Genomic DNA, 17276 nt, shown 5'->3' on the forward strand with positions numbered 1-17276 from the left:
TATAGCAATAATTGATTAACTGGGATCGTTTTTAAGCTGTCTTTTTTGCTGCAGCGTCCATTTTTCTTGTTACAAAGAAACCTGTCGTTGCAAATGATGCCGCTATCATACGTAAAACTACGGCAACCACCAGCGCCCAGAAGTATCCTCCCAATGCATCTCTAATGGAAGCACCTGCAACTCCTCCTACAGTAATTCCAATACCGACAGAGAAAGAATTTATTGTATTCATTATTTTACCTATATGCCTTCTGCCAAAAATACTTGGAACGGCAGCATAATGCAATACCGGCTCTCCGGCAAGAGTGAAGCTCAGTATTGCCGCAACGGCGAATATGAATGAAGAGCTTGTATAACCCATATAAAATACCCATATCATAACGCCGGATATGAAATAAACAATGGGCAGAGTTCTGAAAGGCCCGCCCATCTTATCCATCAGCCAGCCCCAGGTAAATCTTCCTATTAAGCCTCCGAAGGCATTTATTGAAAGATAAGTAGGTACTACCATTGCTAAAATGTCAGCCCTCTCCATGCCTGCTTTTGTCAAACCTTCGATTATAATCATGCTGGCATTTTGTCCGAACAATGTATTGGCAAAGGCCGAGCATAAAAATCCTCCGTATAGTATCCAGAACCTCTTGTCACGGACAGCCTCGGGAAGTGTAAATTGCTTTTGCTCCTCAACTACTTTTCCCGTTGTGGGAGATTTAGGTATCCATCCTGCAGGCTTCCAATCGTTATCGGGCATCTTCCAGAATATACATCCCAATGCAAACCAGAAAAGTCCCAGAAGACCTAATATAATGAATACAGTTCCCGAGAAGCCGCTGCTGGCTATAAAAGATGCGGTAAGAGGAGACATGAAAATAGTGCCTGTACCACCGCCGGCAACAGCAATTCCCATTGCAGTACCCACTCTGTCGGGAAACCATTTGGCTACGGTGGATGTATATGTGCCGCCAAAGAGTCCGCCGCCAAAGCCGCAGAAGAAACCTCCTATATACCAAAGAGGCAAAGCGTTTGACCAGCTTGGTTGCTTTAATACTGTGGATACAATTGCATATCCGGTAAAATAGAATACTGCCGCCAAAGCCAGCGGAATTTTTGGGCCATATTTGTCCAAAATATAGCCGGCCACCGGAGGACCCACAACCATGGTGCCTAATCCGGTAAATGTGGAGATAAGGACTATAGTCGCAACATTTTCAAGCTTGAAATGAGTCTGTACGTGGGGATAAAACATACTCCACAATCCCCCCGCCATGAATGCTGCCATGAAAAAAGCCGAAATAGGGTAAAACCACCTTTTGTTTTCACCTACACCCTTAAGTAAAAATGACATAGTAACCCTCCCTCAAAATTAATAGGTATCAAAAAAATAATAAACCTTCCAGTAGCTGGAAGGTCAATATACAATTACGATTATCATTTAATTAGCATTTATTTTTTCTTAACTGCTACTGAAAACTTTGTTAGATATCCGCCTGAAACGGTATTGTTCATTATATTAGCTACACCCTGTATAGAAGTGTCACTATCTGCAATAAATCCGTCCTTTTCTATATGGTCTAAAAGCATGTCAAAATATTTAAAGGAAGAGCTTCGGCTGTCATTGAAAAAAATCTCGGCATAGGTTCCTCGAGGCTGCGTGGTCATGACGCTTTTATCCTTTGAATTGAAGTCATTTACCCATATATATGCCCCATTATATCTATCGTAAATTCTCTGCTGAAAATCTGATTTTGACATAGATAGCACCGCTTTTTGCAGTAAAATATTTTTTACCTGGGAGATTTCTTCAAGTTTTTTAAGCGCTATCTGATAATCTACTCTGCTTTTTATATCCATATTCACACGAATTATCTGCCGGCTTTGATATTCGGTATATTTGACCTTTTCCAATTCATTTATTGATGCTGCCTTCTTAAAATCGCTGATATACATATTCAAAAATTTCCGCATTTTAATAAGCTCTTTTATTTTATAATTTAATGTCTCTTTATGGTTTTCCAATTGATTAGAAAAACCGGATAAGTCTGCATCCTTGTATTTTTCTATAATTTCCTTGCTGGACACGCCGATTATCTTAAGCTGCTTTATTAAATTAAGCCTAGGAAACTGCCTTGTGGAATAGTAACGATATCCGGACTTTTTATCTTTTACGTTGGGAGGGAATAATCCTATTTCATCCCAATAGCGTAAGGTTTTGACGGGTATGTTATGTAATTCTGCCACTTCACTTATTGTGAGTCTGTCATTTACCCAATTATCCATATTATTACACCCTTTCTATACGGATTAATTGTTAAGCAATGATAATATTACGCAATAATTACATAAAAAGCCTATTAAGATCTGAATAAAATTAGTGTGAAGGATTGTGAATGGAAATTTCGATTTAAGGCTCACTCATAAGCCTTATACCTCATTATTAATAAACTCATTAAGAATATTTTACATGATTTTTACATTAATTTAAAGCATGTACAAGCATATCTTATTTTATTTATATCTTATAGAGATGATGCGCTCAATATAAAGAGCTACTATTTCTGCTTGCTATGACTGATGCACTGAAAAATATGTCAACAGGATTTATATAGACTTTTTAAATTGAAGTGATATTATTGAAATAGTTGTTTATTAGCTAAACTGTTTCGGGAGAGTGATATCCGGTGGACACCAATGCTGTAACAACAAAATTCAAAAAGGCTTTTCCTGCTTTAACTCATAGGAACTTTCAGTATTACTGGTTCGGACAATGCATTTCCATGATCGGCACCTGGATGCAAAGAACTGCACAGCTGTGGCTGGTTTACACATTAACCAGTTCACCCTTGTTACTTGGTCTAATCGGCGTGGGGCAGTTTGCCCCTGTACTGCTGTTTACTCTTTTCGCCGGAGTTTTGGTTGACAGATACTCTAAGAAGAAAGTAATCATTATTGCCCAGATTGCGCTTATGGTTCAAGCCTTCCTTCTGTCCCTTCTGGTGTGGAGCGGACATGTACGGTACTGGCATGTGTTTGTCCTTGCTTTAATTTCCGGAATGGCAAATACCGTAGATATGCCGGCCCGCCAATCGTTTATTATTGAACTTGTGGGGCGTTCTGATTTGACCAACGCCATATCTTTAAACTCAAGTGTTATGAACCTGGCCAGGATTATCGGCCCGGCAGTGTCAGCTATACTGATGGATCGTTATGGAGCAGCTCTTTGTTTTTTATTAAATGGTTTGAGCTTCATACCGGTAATTTTCGGTCTTGCCATGACTAAGCCCATAGTCAGCAATATTAAAGCCGTCCCCAAGAAAATGCTGGCCGACATTTGGGACGGACTTAACTATATATTTACCCGGCCTATATTGCTTATGCCTGTTTTAGCCGTACTCTTTGTAGGAACTTTTTCAATGAATACCAATATAATATTCCCTGTCTTTTCGGATCAGGTACTGCACCAGGGAGTACGCGGATATGGGCTGCTGCTGTCTGCCATGGGTACCGGTTCTTTAATCTCCGCCCTTGTGCTGGCTGCCCGGGCCCAGGTCCGTTCCTCCCCTCAGCGTAAAACCATATATATCAGCGCTTTCTCAATTGCCTTTTTCCAGATTTCAACGTCCTTTATTAAAAGCCTGCCCCTGGCGCTTTTTAATGTACTTCTCCTGGGTGCTGTTAACATAGTGTTCATGAACTCGGCAAATTCCATGATACAACTTAATTCCAGCGATGAATACCGTGGCCGTGCCATGAGTGTTTACACCCTGTGCTTTGCCGGAACCACTCCTTTAGGAAACTTATTTGCCGGCAGTATTATGCAGAAATTCGGCTCTTCCATGGGCTTACTCATGTGCGGTATTGCCACTGGTTTTCCCATGCTCATTTTGCTTTATCACTTCTATAAAAGTGAAAAAAAAGAAGTAACAGCAAAATAGCATGGCTAAAATCCATTACCTCTTTTTTATCCAGATTTTGATCTAACTTATCCTTTATGCCTGAGCTGCAGCTTTGCGGGCATCTATTTCAGCTTGTAATTCCTGAACCTTATCCCTTGTCAATTTGTAACCTATATAAATGAGGGAACCGCTTAGTAAAAGAGCAACCCCGGGAATAAGCAGGAAAGCAGCCAAAATACCGTTTTTTAAGGTTTCAGTGGCCTGTTCAGGGCTGATTGCAGCTGAGAACCCAACCATGGCAAGAACCGCAGGAACCAGGGTGCCACGGGCTATATACGAGAGTTTTAAAGCAAAGGTCATAGACGCCATGATGAAGGGAGATGTGTTCTTTCCCGTCTTCCATTCTGAATAAACAATACAGTCAGTGTAGAGGGCTATAACAGCTGTATTTACGAGACCACCACAGAAACGGGCGACAAGTATACAAGCAAAGAAGGCATACATGTTACGGGCAACAAAGAAGCCGATTGTGAAAGCAAGTCCCATACCGATAATGCCCAGGACTGCGGATATTTTTGTCGATAGTTTTTTTGCGGCGTAACCGGCACAGGCAGCGCCTATTGTAAGCATGACAGCTCCCAGGAAAAGATATAGGGGCATCAAAGCCATGTCTTTCAGAATATAGGTGAAGTAATAGGCAGCGGCCGCACTGGACACGAAGCCCGACATATACTTGAAGAAATCCGCTATCAGCAATACAATGAGGGGAGGATTTCCGGCTGCGGAACGAAGCATATCCATGACAGTAACCTTTTGAGCTTTTGTTTGTACAGCACTATCACCTGTTTCTTCATAACCTTTCGTGAAAGCAAAGGTAAACCAGGTTGTAACTGCATAAAAAATTGAAACTATTCCGGCAACAATTGTATATCCGATTACTTCATCTTTAAGCGCAGCAGAAAAAAACATGATGAGAGGCAGGGCTACATATGAAGAAACAATACCGCCTGCTGCTGCCCATGTTCCACGTACAGATGCCAGCTTTGCTCTTTCATCCGGACCACTTGCTAAAACTGTAATCAAATTGACATGAGCCAGCCAGGGGAATGTACGAGCTGCATTTGTAAGACAAAGTGATGCAGCGACGATTACAACACCGACTTCTTTCGGACCGATACTGGTAAACATCGTTATGAAAGTTATTACTACCAGAACGGGCATAAATACTAACCATGAGCGGTTTCGTCCCCATTTCATGGGTTTCGTGCCGGTGATGATTCCGCCATATACAGGCTGCATAAGGGCATCAACTATGGCAGAAACAGTTGTGGCAATACCGATGCTGACCAGTGAAAACTTAGCTACATTGGTCATAAAGAACATCAGGTAGGTAACTTCCATTCCTCCTGTCATAATGCTGAAACCAAAATCGGAGATACCGTAAAACCATTGAATCGTCTTACTTAATGGTTTTTTCATTATAAATTCCTCCTATTAATGTTAGGGGACACACCTTCTTTTTAGGGCCAGGCTCTGGGGTAGGCGAAGGAATATACCCCTCTAAAATACTTTAAGAACTGATTATTCATGCAGTTGTAAAGCATAGTTCACATCTATCTGTTCAATGGAGGCCGGGAGTTTTAATAAAAACTGTGTCCTAATTCATAGACTGCATCAAGGAGTACGGCGTTTTTCCTTATGGTAACCGGATCATCAACGGGACCGGTAAATTGTCCGGCAAAAACATATCCGCCTCCAGGTCCATAAGTGTTAATGGATTTCCTTGCTGACTCATAGATTTCTTCATCTGTAACATCAGGAGCTAAAAGTCTTCCGCGGCCGTCCCATCCGCCCATTATTACCAGTTTATTGTTGAATTTCTTCTTGATGCCCACCAGGTCGTTGATTGTCTGAGCAGGATCCCATCCCCTGACACCTATATTAAACAAGTCTTCCATGACATCCTCACACCTTCCGCAGTTATGCATGGTTATCGGAAGTCCCCTGTCACGGCCAAATTTTGCATGCTTGTCATATAGGGGAAGAAGCATGTCAACATACATCTCCCGGGAAAAGAAAGGCTGCAGTTCAGAGGCAGTATCATCTGTCAAGGACACAATGTCAGGTTTATAGAGGTCAATTAGTTTTTCTGCTATTGTGAGGTAAAAGTCAGCCAGGTAATTCATGAGTTCTTTCACTTCTTCCGGCTCTTCATACATGGCACATAAGCCTTCATTAAACCCCATAAAGGACATCACTGTCTGGAAGTAGCCGAAATGCGTGCCGAAATGGATAGCTGTTTTGGAGCGGTCTATGTTGAGCAATTCCAAATCTTTCTTAGCCATTGCTTCCCAGTCGATATTTGAAATATCCGGCGCTTTAATTACATCTCTCCACTTTCTTATGTCAGTAAGTATGAATTCACCTGGGGCAGGCAGCATCATATTGCCTGTCTCATAGGTAGGCACCCACCTGACACCCCAAATATCTGTTCCCCCGTCGGGTTTGCGGTGTTCATTCAAGAAACCCGGTCTTACTGCCATATTGATGGGGGAATCTACTTTTTTAGATAAAACACCGTAATTATACTGGGGAATCCATTCGGGTATTTCTCCATTTAATATTTTTAAATAATTTTCTTTTTCTGTTAACATATAATTTCCTTCCTTTCTGAATTTGTTAATTAAAATAGTTTTGTCAAGACCGTCCTTTAAAGGCAGTCTTGACACTTAAATATTCTATGATGCCGCACCTTTTCTTAAGGATTTAGTTTCTTCTTGGATGTGGTTTTTTAATGATGACATATTTTTCCTCCTTTCATGGATTTTTTTCCTTTAACATATCTATCAATATGTTCATTCCATTCTGTCAGAGGTTAGTCAATCATTTAAGCCATTTTTCTTATGCCAGCTCTTTGGCTTTAATGGCGGCTCCGCCTGCATCCCTCGCATAGGCATCCGCGCCTATGGATGCGGCAAACTCCGGAGTAATGGGTGCTCCTCCCACCAGGACTTTAAAGCCAGTCAGACCGCTGTTTTTTACAGCCTCAACGGTTTCTTTCATGGCAGGCATAGTTGTGGTCAGAAGTCCGGATAGTGCCACCACTTTAACATCAGGATTGGAATTTATTGTTTCAAGAAATTTTTCTTTTGAAACGTCAACTCCGAGATCTATTACATCGAAGCCTGCACTGCCTATCATAAGTGCTACTAGGTTCTTACCGATATCATGCAAGTCTCCCGCAACAGTTCCTATGATGCATTTTCCCAATGACGGTGCTCCGCTGCCTGAAAGTATGGGTTTAAGTACTTCAACGCCTTTTTGCATGGCTTTTCCTGCAACAAGCATTTCTGGGACAAATATTTCTCCTGCTGAAAATTTGTCACCTACTACTCCCATGGCATCTACCATAGCGGAAAGTATGTCTTGAGCATCCTGTCCTTCGTCTAAAGCTTCCTGTACCAGGCCAGTTACCAATTTTGTCTTGCCGGCTGCTACACTTGATTTTATATCATCAATTTTTGACATTTATATATCCTCCTTTATTTGTACCTTTATAAAGAAATTTGAATTATTTATAAAACTTTTTCCCATATGTGTTTACTTCATCCTGCATCCATAGGTTGACCTGTTTGGCATGCTCACGCCATGCAGCCCGCCCTAAATACATACCGCAGAAGGCATATCCGCCTCCGGGAGCCAGCTTATCAAGAGCTTCCCTTACGCATGAGCGTATTTCTTCTTCGCCTACATTAGCGGGATCTTTGGGCACAAAATCAAAACCTCCGCATACAACCAGCTTTCCCTTGTATTTTTCCTTTATGGCCAGCAAGTCATTTCCTGTCTGGGCAGGATCCCAATATACCACTCCGAAATCCATCATGTCTTCTAACTGGTCTTCACACCGTCCACAGTTATGGAACTGTACCGGGATTCCCCTGTTGACTGCATACTTTGACATTCTTGCATATATGGGCTTGAATATATCCCTGTATATTTCCATGGAGAAAAAGGGCTGATATTTATTGCATGAATCATCCAGCAAATAAAAGATGTCGGGCTTGTAGTATTCAACTACCTTTTCGCATATGGGTTCATAAAAATCGCATATCCAGTTTAAGAATTCCTTTACTGTTTCCGGTTCTTCCACCAGGGCACACAATGCTCCGGTAAATCCCATGTGGGCAACCAGATGCTGGAAGGGGCCAAATCCACCGCCGGATAAAACGGCTGTAGTTTTCCTGTTTATCCTCGCGGAATCTTTTTTAGCCATAGCCTCCCAGTCAATAGAATTAACGTCTACTTGTGGTTTCTTTACAACCTTATGCCATTGTGTTATGTCGTCAAGCTGAAAGTCCCAGGTTCTTGGTATAAACTGATAGCCTGTCTCCTCATTGGCTATATAAGGCACGCCCCACATATCGGTATACTCCAGAACTTCAGGTTTTCCGTCAGGTCCCATGGGCGGTCTTGTTCCGCTAATTTCCGGCGCGCTGGGATTGCACATAAGTGCCGGAACGCTGTCATCGATGGCTCCCCAAATGCCTCCCATTGTCCACCATGGCACATACTCCGGCATTTCCCCCCGGCCTAACCTCAGATAATTTTCCTTGGCAGATAGCATATTTATCCCTCCTAAATTTAATTGGCGACAGAGGCTTGAATTATCTTTCAGACTAAATAACGAATTAAAAGAACTTTTTCTCGAGACTTGCTAGGATTAAGGCAAAATAAGATAGGACTGTTTAGCAAAAAAGTTGTAAGAAATAAGTTAAAAGGATGCATTTTTCAATGAAGCCCCAAGAAAAACAAGAGTTGATAATTCTTAAGCTTTCATCGCAATACTTAATTTTATAATATCATCATTAGCAAATTTAGGTAAATATACAATAAAACCCAAATTTTATATGAAAATATGTGCTGCCAGCACATATGCCAATATGCTTTCAGGCCATGCTATTTAGACAGGAAAAAAAGCATCCTTATGGATGTCAGTATGTATTCCCTTGTGTATTTATCTCCGATATCATAGGCCATGTTAGCTATGATTTTATTGACACGGTAGGATAAGGTGTTTTTATGCATGAAAAGGTTTTTTGATGCCTGAAGCAAAGAACGCTCACAAGCCAAATACTCTCCTAATGTTAAAAGCGAATCGTTATTTGCGCTTGGATTGCTGTTCCATATTTCCAAAACATCAGGGTGACATGCATAATACTTTTCATCATTGTCCTTAGATGAAAGTATATAATCCAGTGCATGCTTGTAAAAAGTAAAGAACCGCGCTTCAGGATTTTTTTGGTAACCGTATTTTATAGCAAAATGAGCTTGTTTCACATATAAAGTCAGTTTGTTGAGGCTGTCAAATTGCAGACTGGTGCCAAAAATAGTCTCCAGGTTAAATATATAGGAGCTTCTTATTTTAGGTATGATTTCTTTAAAGAACATTTTGCTTTCGTTAAATAAAAGTACAAAATGGTCTTCCAGCCCAAAGGAGGGGGTGAAGTGAAGGTTGCTATTCAAATATTCCTGAATTAAGAGCATCGCATTTTTAGGTATATTGGGCTTTTTAAATGCTATGATACACATTCGATATTTATGGTTCTTTTTCCAGTTCATATACATGAGGAATTGATCTATTTCATCCTGGCTTACAGTTTGACCTTGTATCAGCTTAAGTATATTGTTGTTTATAAATATTTTTTTATCTTCCCGGTTTATCCTATAAAGCACCCTTCCCATGATGTTGCACATATACTGCATAAGATGTATATCACCTTGGGTTAGCTTGCGCCAGTATTCTAAAACAGTAATCCGGCCATATACAACATTGTTATATCGAACCAGGGACATTAGTACACTTGCACGATCCCCGGTAGGGGGATTAACACAATACAGCGGCTTATTAACAGGCTCTGCTTCCAATTTTTTAACTATATCCTCGAAAATATTATAGTTTGTAACGGACAGATATCCATATTCTGAAAGATGCTTCCATTCCGGATTCAAATCATAATCCACCTGGCCGCTCATAGCTAAAAGCTTATTGTTGCTGTCAACGAATACCAGAGGCGAACGAAAAATATCCCAGCTCTCATCGATTATATTCTGAAAATTTTGAACCTCCATATTTCTGTAAAGCATCTCATCCCAGTCGGAATACTTATCAAAAATATTTTGTATCAACTCCAGTGCGTCTTCCTTATCTATATTTTTTATACGTATATAATTGTTTTCTCCCTCACCCATGAGCAAGGCATCTTGTCCATTTTGTACCAGTACAAGACAGTCTTTTTTAAGCTCAAAATGCACGCTTTTATAGCGCCTTGCAGACTCATTTATATTAAATTCCGCATCTTTGCCTTCCAGCTGGTTGGCCACCATCCACATGCTTATTTTCATGACCGCCCACTCCTCTCATTAATATAATTGAACTGCATTTACAAAATCTTCTTTATTTATATATTACATTTTTTGCCATCAAATTGGAATATTTTAAACTTTTCAAATGTTAAATTTTTGAGGTTTTTTCAGTGTCCTAAATTTTGAATATACGCAAGTGCATTATATATAGCTTCCTTTAATATCATTTCCTTTTATACAAGCTTCTGTTAATACAAGTTCTTGTTTATGCAAGTTCCCATTTATGTGAGTTTTCGTTTATGTATTTATGTTTATATTTAGGCTAAACCTATGATTATACACAGAAATAAATAATATTTATAATGCCATTTTATTATTGTTTTGTTTGTGTTAATATTCATTTAGGTGAATTATCTCAAAAATGAAACAATTATGCTGTTATCGAGGTGAAAATATGACGAAATTTTTCAATGGAAAACCAATTGAACTACTGGCCCCTGCGGGCACAATGGATACCTTCAGACAAATGGTTAAAGCAAATTGCGATGCAATTTACCTTGGCGGCAAATCATTGAACATGAGGATGATGAGAAAGGGCTTCAACCTCTCTGACGAAGAAATACTTGAAGCTGTGTATTTGGCCCATAACAATGATAAAAAAATATATATAACCGTTAATAATATGCTGAACGAATATGAAATAGATGAAGCAACTGAATACCTTCATTTTTTAAGCAATGCCAAGATTGACGGTATAATCGTACAGGACTTTGCTGTTTTGCAGATATGCAGGGAACACAACCTAAAAAATTTTGAAATACATTCCTCAGTAATGATGAATGTACACAATATTGAATTTGTAAAAAAGCTTAAAGAGTTCGGGGTGACAAGGGTAGTACTGTCAAGAGAGATGGATTTGAAATCCGTTAAATACCTTCAAAGCCAGACAGGTATCGAAACTGAATATTTTGTTCATGGAGACATGTGCATAGTAAACGGGGCAAATTGCTATTACAGCTCCATAGTTTTAGGCAACAGCTCCAACAGGGGAAGGTGCTTTAAACCCTGCCGCTGGGCTTATAAGTTAAAGAAGGACGGTTCTTTATACTCAACAGAATACCCCCTTGCAGCAAAGGATATGTACATGTATGAGAACATACCCGAGCTTATTGAAGCAAATGTCACTTCTTTTAAAGTTGAAGGCCGCATGAGGGAAACGGACTTTATCATCAACCTTGTAAACACCTACGGTGATGCCATAGACAGATATATAGACAACCCCTTGAATTATGACAGAAAAAAACAGGCTACGGAGTTATTTGAGCACAGAAAGCGCGACTTTACAACTGCTTATGCATTTAGCAAACCCGGATTGGATTTTATCAATACCCGGTACGAAGGCACCGGGAAGTTTTACTCTACGGGCAAAGTATTTTCTTCTCCTACTGAAGAGCCTGAAATTGCAAACAGCACCATTGATGATGTAAGAGAAGAATTGGATAAATTCTCAGACCATAAAGCTTCAAATCAAAGGCTGTCTGTCAAAGTCAACAATTATGAGCAGGCTAAGCTTTGCATAGAACTTGGGGTTGACCGCATTTACCTTGCCTGTGAAGTTCTTGCCCCCAATACATTTATGACTTCAGAACAGCTTGAACATCTGGTAAGTATTAAAAACAACATCCAGATTTATCTCGATCTTCCCCAGATGATGAATGAGCTCCATTTTGATGTCATGGATCAATACCTTGAAAAATACGGTCATCTTTTTGATGGCCTGCTGGTTTCCAATTTAGGCTCCATAAAAAAATATGCCGGCAAATATCCTGTAATAACAAACTTCAGTTCAAACATATACAACCACAAAGCATTGGAGTTTTATGAAAATCAGGGTGTAAAAGAGGCTACGGCATCAATTGAAATAAAACGTAATGAGCTTTCAAAATTCTTAAGCATGGCAAAAATTCCTCTGGAATTAATAGTTCACGGGCCTTTAAAGGTTATGTACCTTGATCATAACCTGTATGATAATGCCTCTGCTTTTGAAGCTTTTGAAAAAAGCGATAATAAATATGTAGACAACAGCATTCTGGTATTAGTTACCGATAAAGGTGAAAACCCGGTATATATAGACCAATACGGAAGAAACCATTTATTTACTTCCAAGGAGCTTTGCCTCATGCCTGTTTTGGATGCACTGGATTATGAATGCATAAAAAGGCTGCGCATAGAAGGCCAGACTTACACCATTGAGGAATTAAGGAGTATAATTGATATATATAAAAAGGCTATAAAGGATAAGAGCCAATGCCGTGTTTTATTCAATGAAATGAAGTCAAAAAGGGCGGGCTTTACTTTAGGAGCCTTAAACTTTACGATATAAGGAGTTGAAAACATGAGTTACATAGGACCGGAAAATATACTATCCATTAGGCAGCAGTACTTCTTTCCTGCGACTTCCCATTTCTATAAAAACCCTCCTCAGATAGTGAAGGGTTTTATGCAGTATCTTTACGACCAGGATAATAAGAAATATACGGACTTTTACGGCGGTGTATCCGTAATGAACTGTGGCCACTCAAACCCTGAAATAATTAATGAAACTGCAGAACAGTTAAAGGACTTGCAGCATACCACCACATTATTTTTTACCCAGCCTATGGCTTTATTGGCTGAGGAACTGGCAAAAATACTTCCTGGAGATATTAAGAGGACTTTTTTTTGCGTTACAGGCTCTGAGGCTAACGAAGGAGCCATGGCGCTAGCTAGGCTTCATACCAAGAAGAATGGATTTATAGCATTAAACGGCGGCCTTCATGGCAGAACCCATTTAACATTGAGCGTCACCGGCATCCCCATGTGGAGGCTGGATGATAACCTGATGAAGGATAATATTTTCTTTATTGACAGGCCTTACTCTCCCGATGAAAGCTATGAAAAAGCCATGGAGAAATCGTTAGAGCAGCTGAAAAAGGTTTTAGAAGAGCATGGTAACAATATTGCCGCAATGATTTTAGAGCCAATACAGGGCAACGGCGGAATCATTATGTATCCTTTAAATTATTTAAAGGAAGTTAAAAGACTTTTGGAAAAGCATGGTGTATTGTTAATCATCGATGAAGTGCAGACAGGTTATGGCCGCACAGGCAAAATGTTTTGCATAGAGCATTATGATGTGGTGCCGGATATAATTGTTACTGCCAAAGCACTGGGAAACGGAATCCCTATTTCCACATTTTCAACTACCGATGAAATTGCTCAATCATTTAACAAGCCTTCGGCTTCTACCTTTGGGGGAAATCCCGTGGCTGCTACTACAGCATTAAACGTGTTAAAATACATAAAAAGCCACGACCTTATCAGCAGAGCTGAAAAATTAGGTAAAATTTTAAAGCAGCAATTAGAGGAAATACCCTCTCCTTATATACAGGAAGTAAGAGGGATTGGATTGATGATAGGCGTTCAGATTCATGCTGTTGATGAAAACCAGCCTTCTCATGCAATAACGGATGTGATTTTGGAGGAAATGAAGGATTTAGGCTTCTTAATCGGTAAAAACGGTCTCGACAGAGATGTTTTGGCTTTCCAGCCGCCTCTTGTTGTTACAGAGGAAGATATAAACGAAGTCGTTGCTGCTTTAAAAAAAGTATTGGCAAAATTATCATAAAAAAACTGAATAGGATGGAGAATAAAGAATGAAATTTAAGAGATTATTTGCATTACTGACTGCTTCAATTATTTCTGTATCCATGATCGCTTGTTCACCTTCGAATACTGGTGAAAGTACAGATAAAAAAACCTTGAATTTCGGAGCCATGTCGTCAGTTGACGTTATTCCTATGGTTATCGCAAATGAAAAGGGGTTTTATAAAGAGGAAGGCCTGGATATCAATCTTCAGATATTCAAAAGCGCCCAGGACAGAGATGCGGCATTTCAGGCAGGAAGCCTTGACGGAATAATAGGCGATGAAGTTGCTATATGCCTGTATCAAAATGCTGATTTTGATGTTAAAATACTTGGAAATACAGACGGTGATTTTATGCTGGTGGCAGGAGCTCAGTCAGGTATAAAATCCATGAAGGATATAAAGGGGAAAAAAGTAGCCATTTCCGAAAAAACTGTAATAGAAAATACACTTGATGTGCTGCTTGAAAAGAATTCCCTTACTCCGGAGGATGTTGTAAAAACTGTAATCCCGGCTATGCCCACAAGGCTTGAAATGCTAAGAACTAACAATGTGGATGCTGCATTGCTTCCCGAGCCTTTTTCAACCCTTGCCATAAAGGATGGGGGTATTTTGCTCGGAAGTGCCGGCAGCCTTTCAACCTTTCCTTCAGTTACGGCTTTTACACAGCAGGCCATAGACGCAAAGTCGGATGAAATCAAAGCCTTTTACCGTGCTTATGATAAAGCGGTGGATTATATAAACAATACTCCTGTGTCGGAATTTGAGGACATCATAATAAAAGCAGTAGGATATCCCGAGGATATGAAAGGCCAGATAGTTCTTCCGAAGTTGAGGAAGAATACCCTTCCTGCCGAGAGCGAAATCCAGGCTGTAATAGACTGGGCAAAGAAAAAGGGCATCATCCAAAAGGATTTGAATCCAAAAGACATGACCTATGATATAAATGTAAAGTAGCCTTTGGAGGACTTATGCTTGAAATAAATAATCTTTCCGTAACTTACAATTCCAATAAAAATAAGGTAAAGGCATTAGGTCCCGTAAGCATGGAAATTAAAGAAGGGGAAATATATGCGATAATCGGCCCTTCGGGCTGCGGTAAATCCACTTTACTTAATGTACTTAGCGGAATTATTCAAAATTATGAAGGAAAAGTATTATTAAACAATGAGGTATTAAACCCAAAGCGGCACAGCATTGGGTTTATACCTCAAAACTTTGGACTTTTCCCATGGAAAACCGTCGAAAAAAACTATATGCTTTCCCTTGATATAAAAAAGAAGGCCATTGACCGTAATATTGCCGACAGGATTGACTATGTGCTGGATAAATTAAATATCCAGTCATTAAAGGACAGGTATCCCAATGAGTTAAGCGGGGGGCAAAAGCAAAGGGTATCTATTGCCCGTTCTTTTATAATGAACCCGGATCTGCTTTTAATGGACGAACCCTTTTCGGCACTGGATGCCTTAACAAGGGAGGAAGCCCAAGAGCTTTTTATCGGCTTATGGAATCAATATAAAATTACAACTCTGTTTGTAACCCATAGTATTGAAGAAGCTATTTTTATGGGCAAGAAGATAGTTATTATATCCCATTGTCCGGGTACCATAGTAAAAACAATAGACAATCCCCTTTTTAACACAGAAGATTTAAGGGAAAAGGAAGACTACCTGAAATTATCATCATATTTAAGAGGTATTATTAAAAAAGGATGGACGCTATGAAGAAGGCAATAAAAAAAATCAGTATATTTTTACAGGGATTTTTGATGATAAATATCTTATGGTACTTGTTAGCTTATGTTGTAAAATTAAGAGTTCTTCCTTCTCCCATAGAAGTATATTTAAATATTGGGCAATACAGTGAAAATCTTTATGCCAACGTTTTAGCCAGCCTTTACAGAGTGGCAGCAGGAATTGGCATTTCACTGATACTTGGTGTCTCCATAGGCTTACTTATGGCGTATTCAAGGCTGTGGAATAAAATTTTAAATCCTTTTGTATATTTTTCATACCCTGTTCCTAAAACAGCCCTGCTTCCCATAATAATGCTTTTATTTGGTTTGGGTGATGTTTCTAAAATCATGATAATTGTTTTGATATTGGTATTTCAGATTATTGTATCTGTAAGAGATGCGGTACTTAATATCCCCTCGGATACATACGGACCCATAAAAAGCCTGGGAGCTTCAATTTTTCAAAGATTTGCCCATGTAACCATACCAGCAATATTGCCGGAGCTTTTAACCAGCATCCGCTTATCCATAGGAACCGCCCTTTCAATATTGTTTTTTGCAGAAGGTTACGGCACCCAGAAAGGTATAGGCTATTTCATATTGGATGCCTGGGTCAGAATTGATTACAAGGGAATGTATTTAGGAATAATAGTTTTAAGTATCTTAGGCTTTATGCTGTTTATTGCAATTGATATTTTAGAAGAAACATTGTGCAAATGGAAATAATATTAAAAAGCTAAATCCAAAGAGGACTTAGCTTTTTAATTATGAATTATTCCATATGTAATTAACATCTTCAAATAGGCAAAATGGATGACCTGCCGGGTCAAAAAATACCCTTACTTCCGATAAAAACTGTTCTGGCGCTAGGACGGCACCGCATTTTATTGCGTATTCACAGGCTTTATCCAAATCATCGACTAAAAAATCCATATGAAGCATTTTTTGTTGACTCTTCTTATCCTCCGGCCACACCGGTTTAACATAAAGAGGCTCTGATTGAAAGGACAGTCCTGTTCCGCCTGATGGATCCCTCATCAATACCCAGTCTTCTTCGACTACAGTTTTCTCCCAGCCTAGAAGCTTTGAATAAAAATCCGACAATTCTTTTGCGTCTCCGCAATCCAATACAATGGTTCTAAGCTTTATCTTGATATTGCTTTTATCCATTTTTTTCACCTCTTTGTTTATATCTGCATTTTTTCATAAATAAAAAATATAGTCAATATGTTCAATTCCTTTTATTCGATTTATATTTAAATCATCATTGTAGAAACTTGTATATATTAATCAACAAAATATACAAGTTAGCATATAGATAAAGTGAGCAATGACTATATGTACCATTATATGACAGTTAGTTTTATGTAAAGGAGGAAACTGAATGCCAATTATCTCTATCACACCTACTGATGATGTTTATATAGCAGAATATTTTCCTACCAGCAATTTCGCCGGCGTACCTGTGCTATTTATCGGTGAATATTTGCAATTCGATGGCCTTCCAGATGCTTACAGAAGCCTTCTGAAATTTGATTTAACCGGAGCTATACCTCCTGGCAATACTCTAATCAGCGCGACATTAAATCTTTATGT

At 39.4% G+C, this 17276-nt stretch carries 15 protein-coding genes; 7 read left to right on the plus strand and 8 right to left on the minus strand.

What is annotated here, in order from left to right:
* Positions 1–31: 31 nt before the first annotated feature.
* Both OXPF_RS01550 and OXPF_RS01555 read right to left on the minus strand, forming a co-directional pair.
* Entirely contained in the window at positions 32–1345 is a 1314-nt protein-coding gene (locus OXPF_RS01550) for an MFS transporter (RefSeq protein WP_054873453.1), read from the minus strand.
* Between the two features lie 98 nt (positions 1346–1443).
* A complete protein-coding gene (locus OXPF_RS01555; RefSeq protein ID WP_054873454.1) occupies positions 1444–2277 on the minus strand; it encodes a MerR family transcriptional regulator in 834 nt (277 codons plus the stop codon).
* A 401-nt stretch (positions 2278–2678) separates the two neighbouring features.
* Here OXPF_RS01555 and OXPF_RS01560 point away from each other — a divergent pair, with 401 nt between their 5' ends.
* Complete coding sequence (locus OXPF_RS01560) at positions 2679–3932, plus strand: MFS transporter (RefSeq protein WP_054873455.1); 1254 nt, start codon at positions 2679–2681, stop codon at positions 3930–3932.
* A 54-nt stretch (positions 3933–3986) separates the two neighbouring features.
* Here the strand turns inward: OXPF_RS01560 and OXPF_RS01565 are convergent, their stop codons facing one another.
* The 5 genes from OXPF_RS01565 to OXPF_RS01585 form a co-directional block, all read right to left on the minus strand.
* Positions 3987–5372 (minus strand): MFS transporter, encoded by a 1386-nt coding sequence (locus OXPF_RS01565; protein ID WP_054873456.1) that lies wholly within the window; start codon positions 5370–5372, stop codon positions 3987–3989.
* 161 nt (positions 5373–5533) lie between these two features.
* Positions 5534–6622 carry a uroporphyrinogen decarboxylase family protein gene (locus OXPF_RS01570; protein ID WP_242854292.1) on the minus strand — a complete coding sequence of 363 codons (1089 nt, stop codon included), beginning with the start codon at positions 6620–6622 and terminating at the stop codon, positions 5534–5536.
* Positions 6623–6794: 172 nt separating this feature from the next.
* Positions 6795–7421 carry a corrinoid protein gene (locus OXPF_RS01575; protein WP_054873458.1) on the minus strand — a complete coding sequence of 209 codons (627 nt, stop codon included), beginning with the start codon at positions 7419–7421 and terminating at the stop codon, positions 6795–6797.
* A gap of 43 nt (positions 7422–7464) precedes the next feature.
* A complete protein-coding gene (locus tag OXPF_RS01580) occupies positions 7465–8517 on the minus strand; it encodes a uroporphyrinogen decarboxylase family protein (protein WP_054873459.1) in 1053 nt (350 codons plus the stop codon).
* Between the two features lie 332 nt (positions 8518–8849).
* Entirely contained in the window at positions 8850–10295 is a 1446-nt protein-coding gene (locus OXPF_RS01585) for a PucR family transcriptional regulator (protein ID WP_054873460.1), read from the minus strand.
* 415 nt (positions 10296–10710) lie between these two features.
* Between OXPF_RS01585 and OXPF_RS01590 the strand changes: the two genes are divergently transcribed.
* The 5 genes from OXPF_RS01590 to OXPF_RS01610 are packed head-to-tail and all read left to right on the plus strand — an operon-like array spanning position 10711 to position 16406.
* A complete protein-coding gene (locus OXPF_RS01590; RefSeq protein WP_054873461.1) occupies positions 10711–12639 on the plus strand; it encodes a peptidase U32 family protein in 1929 nt (642 codons plus the stop codon).
* A gap of 12 nt (positions 12640–12651) precedes the next feature.
* Positions 12652–13923 (plus strand): aspartate aminotransferase family protein, encoded by a 1272-nt coding sequence (locus tag OXPF_RS01595; protein ID WP_054873462.1) that lies wholly within the window; start codon positions 12652–12654, stop codon positions 13921–13923.
* 28 nt (positions 13924–13951) lie between these two features.
* The gene (locus OXPF_RS01600) at positions 13952–14899 is read left to right on the plus strand and encodes an ABC transporter substrate-binding protein (protein WP_054873463.1); all 948 of its coding nucleotides are present in this window, start codon (positions 13952–13954) and stop codon (positions 14897–14899) included.
* 14 nt (positions 14900–14913) lie between these two features.
* A complete protein-coding gene (locus tag OXPF_RS01605; protein ID WP_054873464.1) occupies positions 14914–15669 on the plus strand; it encodes an ABC transporter ATP-binding protein in 756 nt (251 codons plus the stop codon).
* The gene (locus OXPF_RS01610; protein ID WP_054873465.1) at positions 15666–16406 is read left to right on the plus strand and encodes an ABC transporter permease; all 741 of its coding nucleotides are present in this window, start codon (positions 15666–15668) and stop codon (positions 16404–16406) included. Before OXPF_RS01605 ends, OXPF_RS01610 begins: the two co-directional genes overlap by 4 nt.
* A 39-nt stretch (positions 16407–16445) precedes the next feature.
* On the opposite strand, the gene OXPF_RS01615 is transcribed toward OXPF_RS01610, so the two are convergent.
* On the minus strand, positions 16446–16850 hold the full coding sequence (locus OXPF_RS01615) for a VOC family protein (RefSeq protein ID WP_054873466.1): 405 nt from the start codon (positions 16848–16850) through the stop codon (positions 16446–16448).
* Positions 16851–17064: 214 nt separating this feature from the next.
* Here OXPF_RS01615 and OXPF_RS01620 point away from each other — a divergent pair.
* On the plus strand, positions 17065–17276 hold a 212-nt coding region (locus OXPF_RS01620), incomplete at its 3' end, for a DNRLRE domain-containing protein (protein WP_152967671.1).

It is taken from the genome of Oxobacter pfennigii (genome assembly GCF_001317355.1).
In the GTDB taxonomy this organism is placed as follows: domain Bacteria; phylum Bacillota; class Clostridia; order Clostridiales; family Oxobacteraceae; genus Oxobacter; species Oxobacter pfennigii.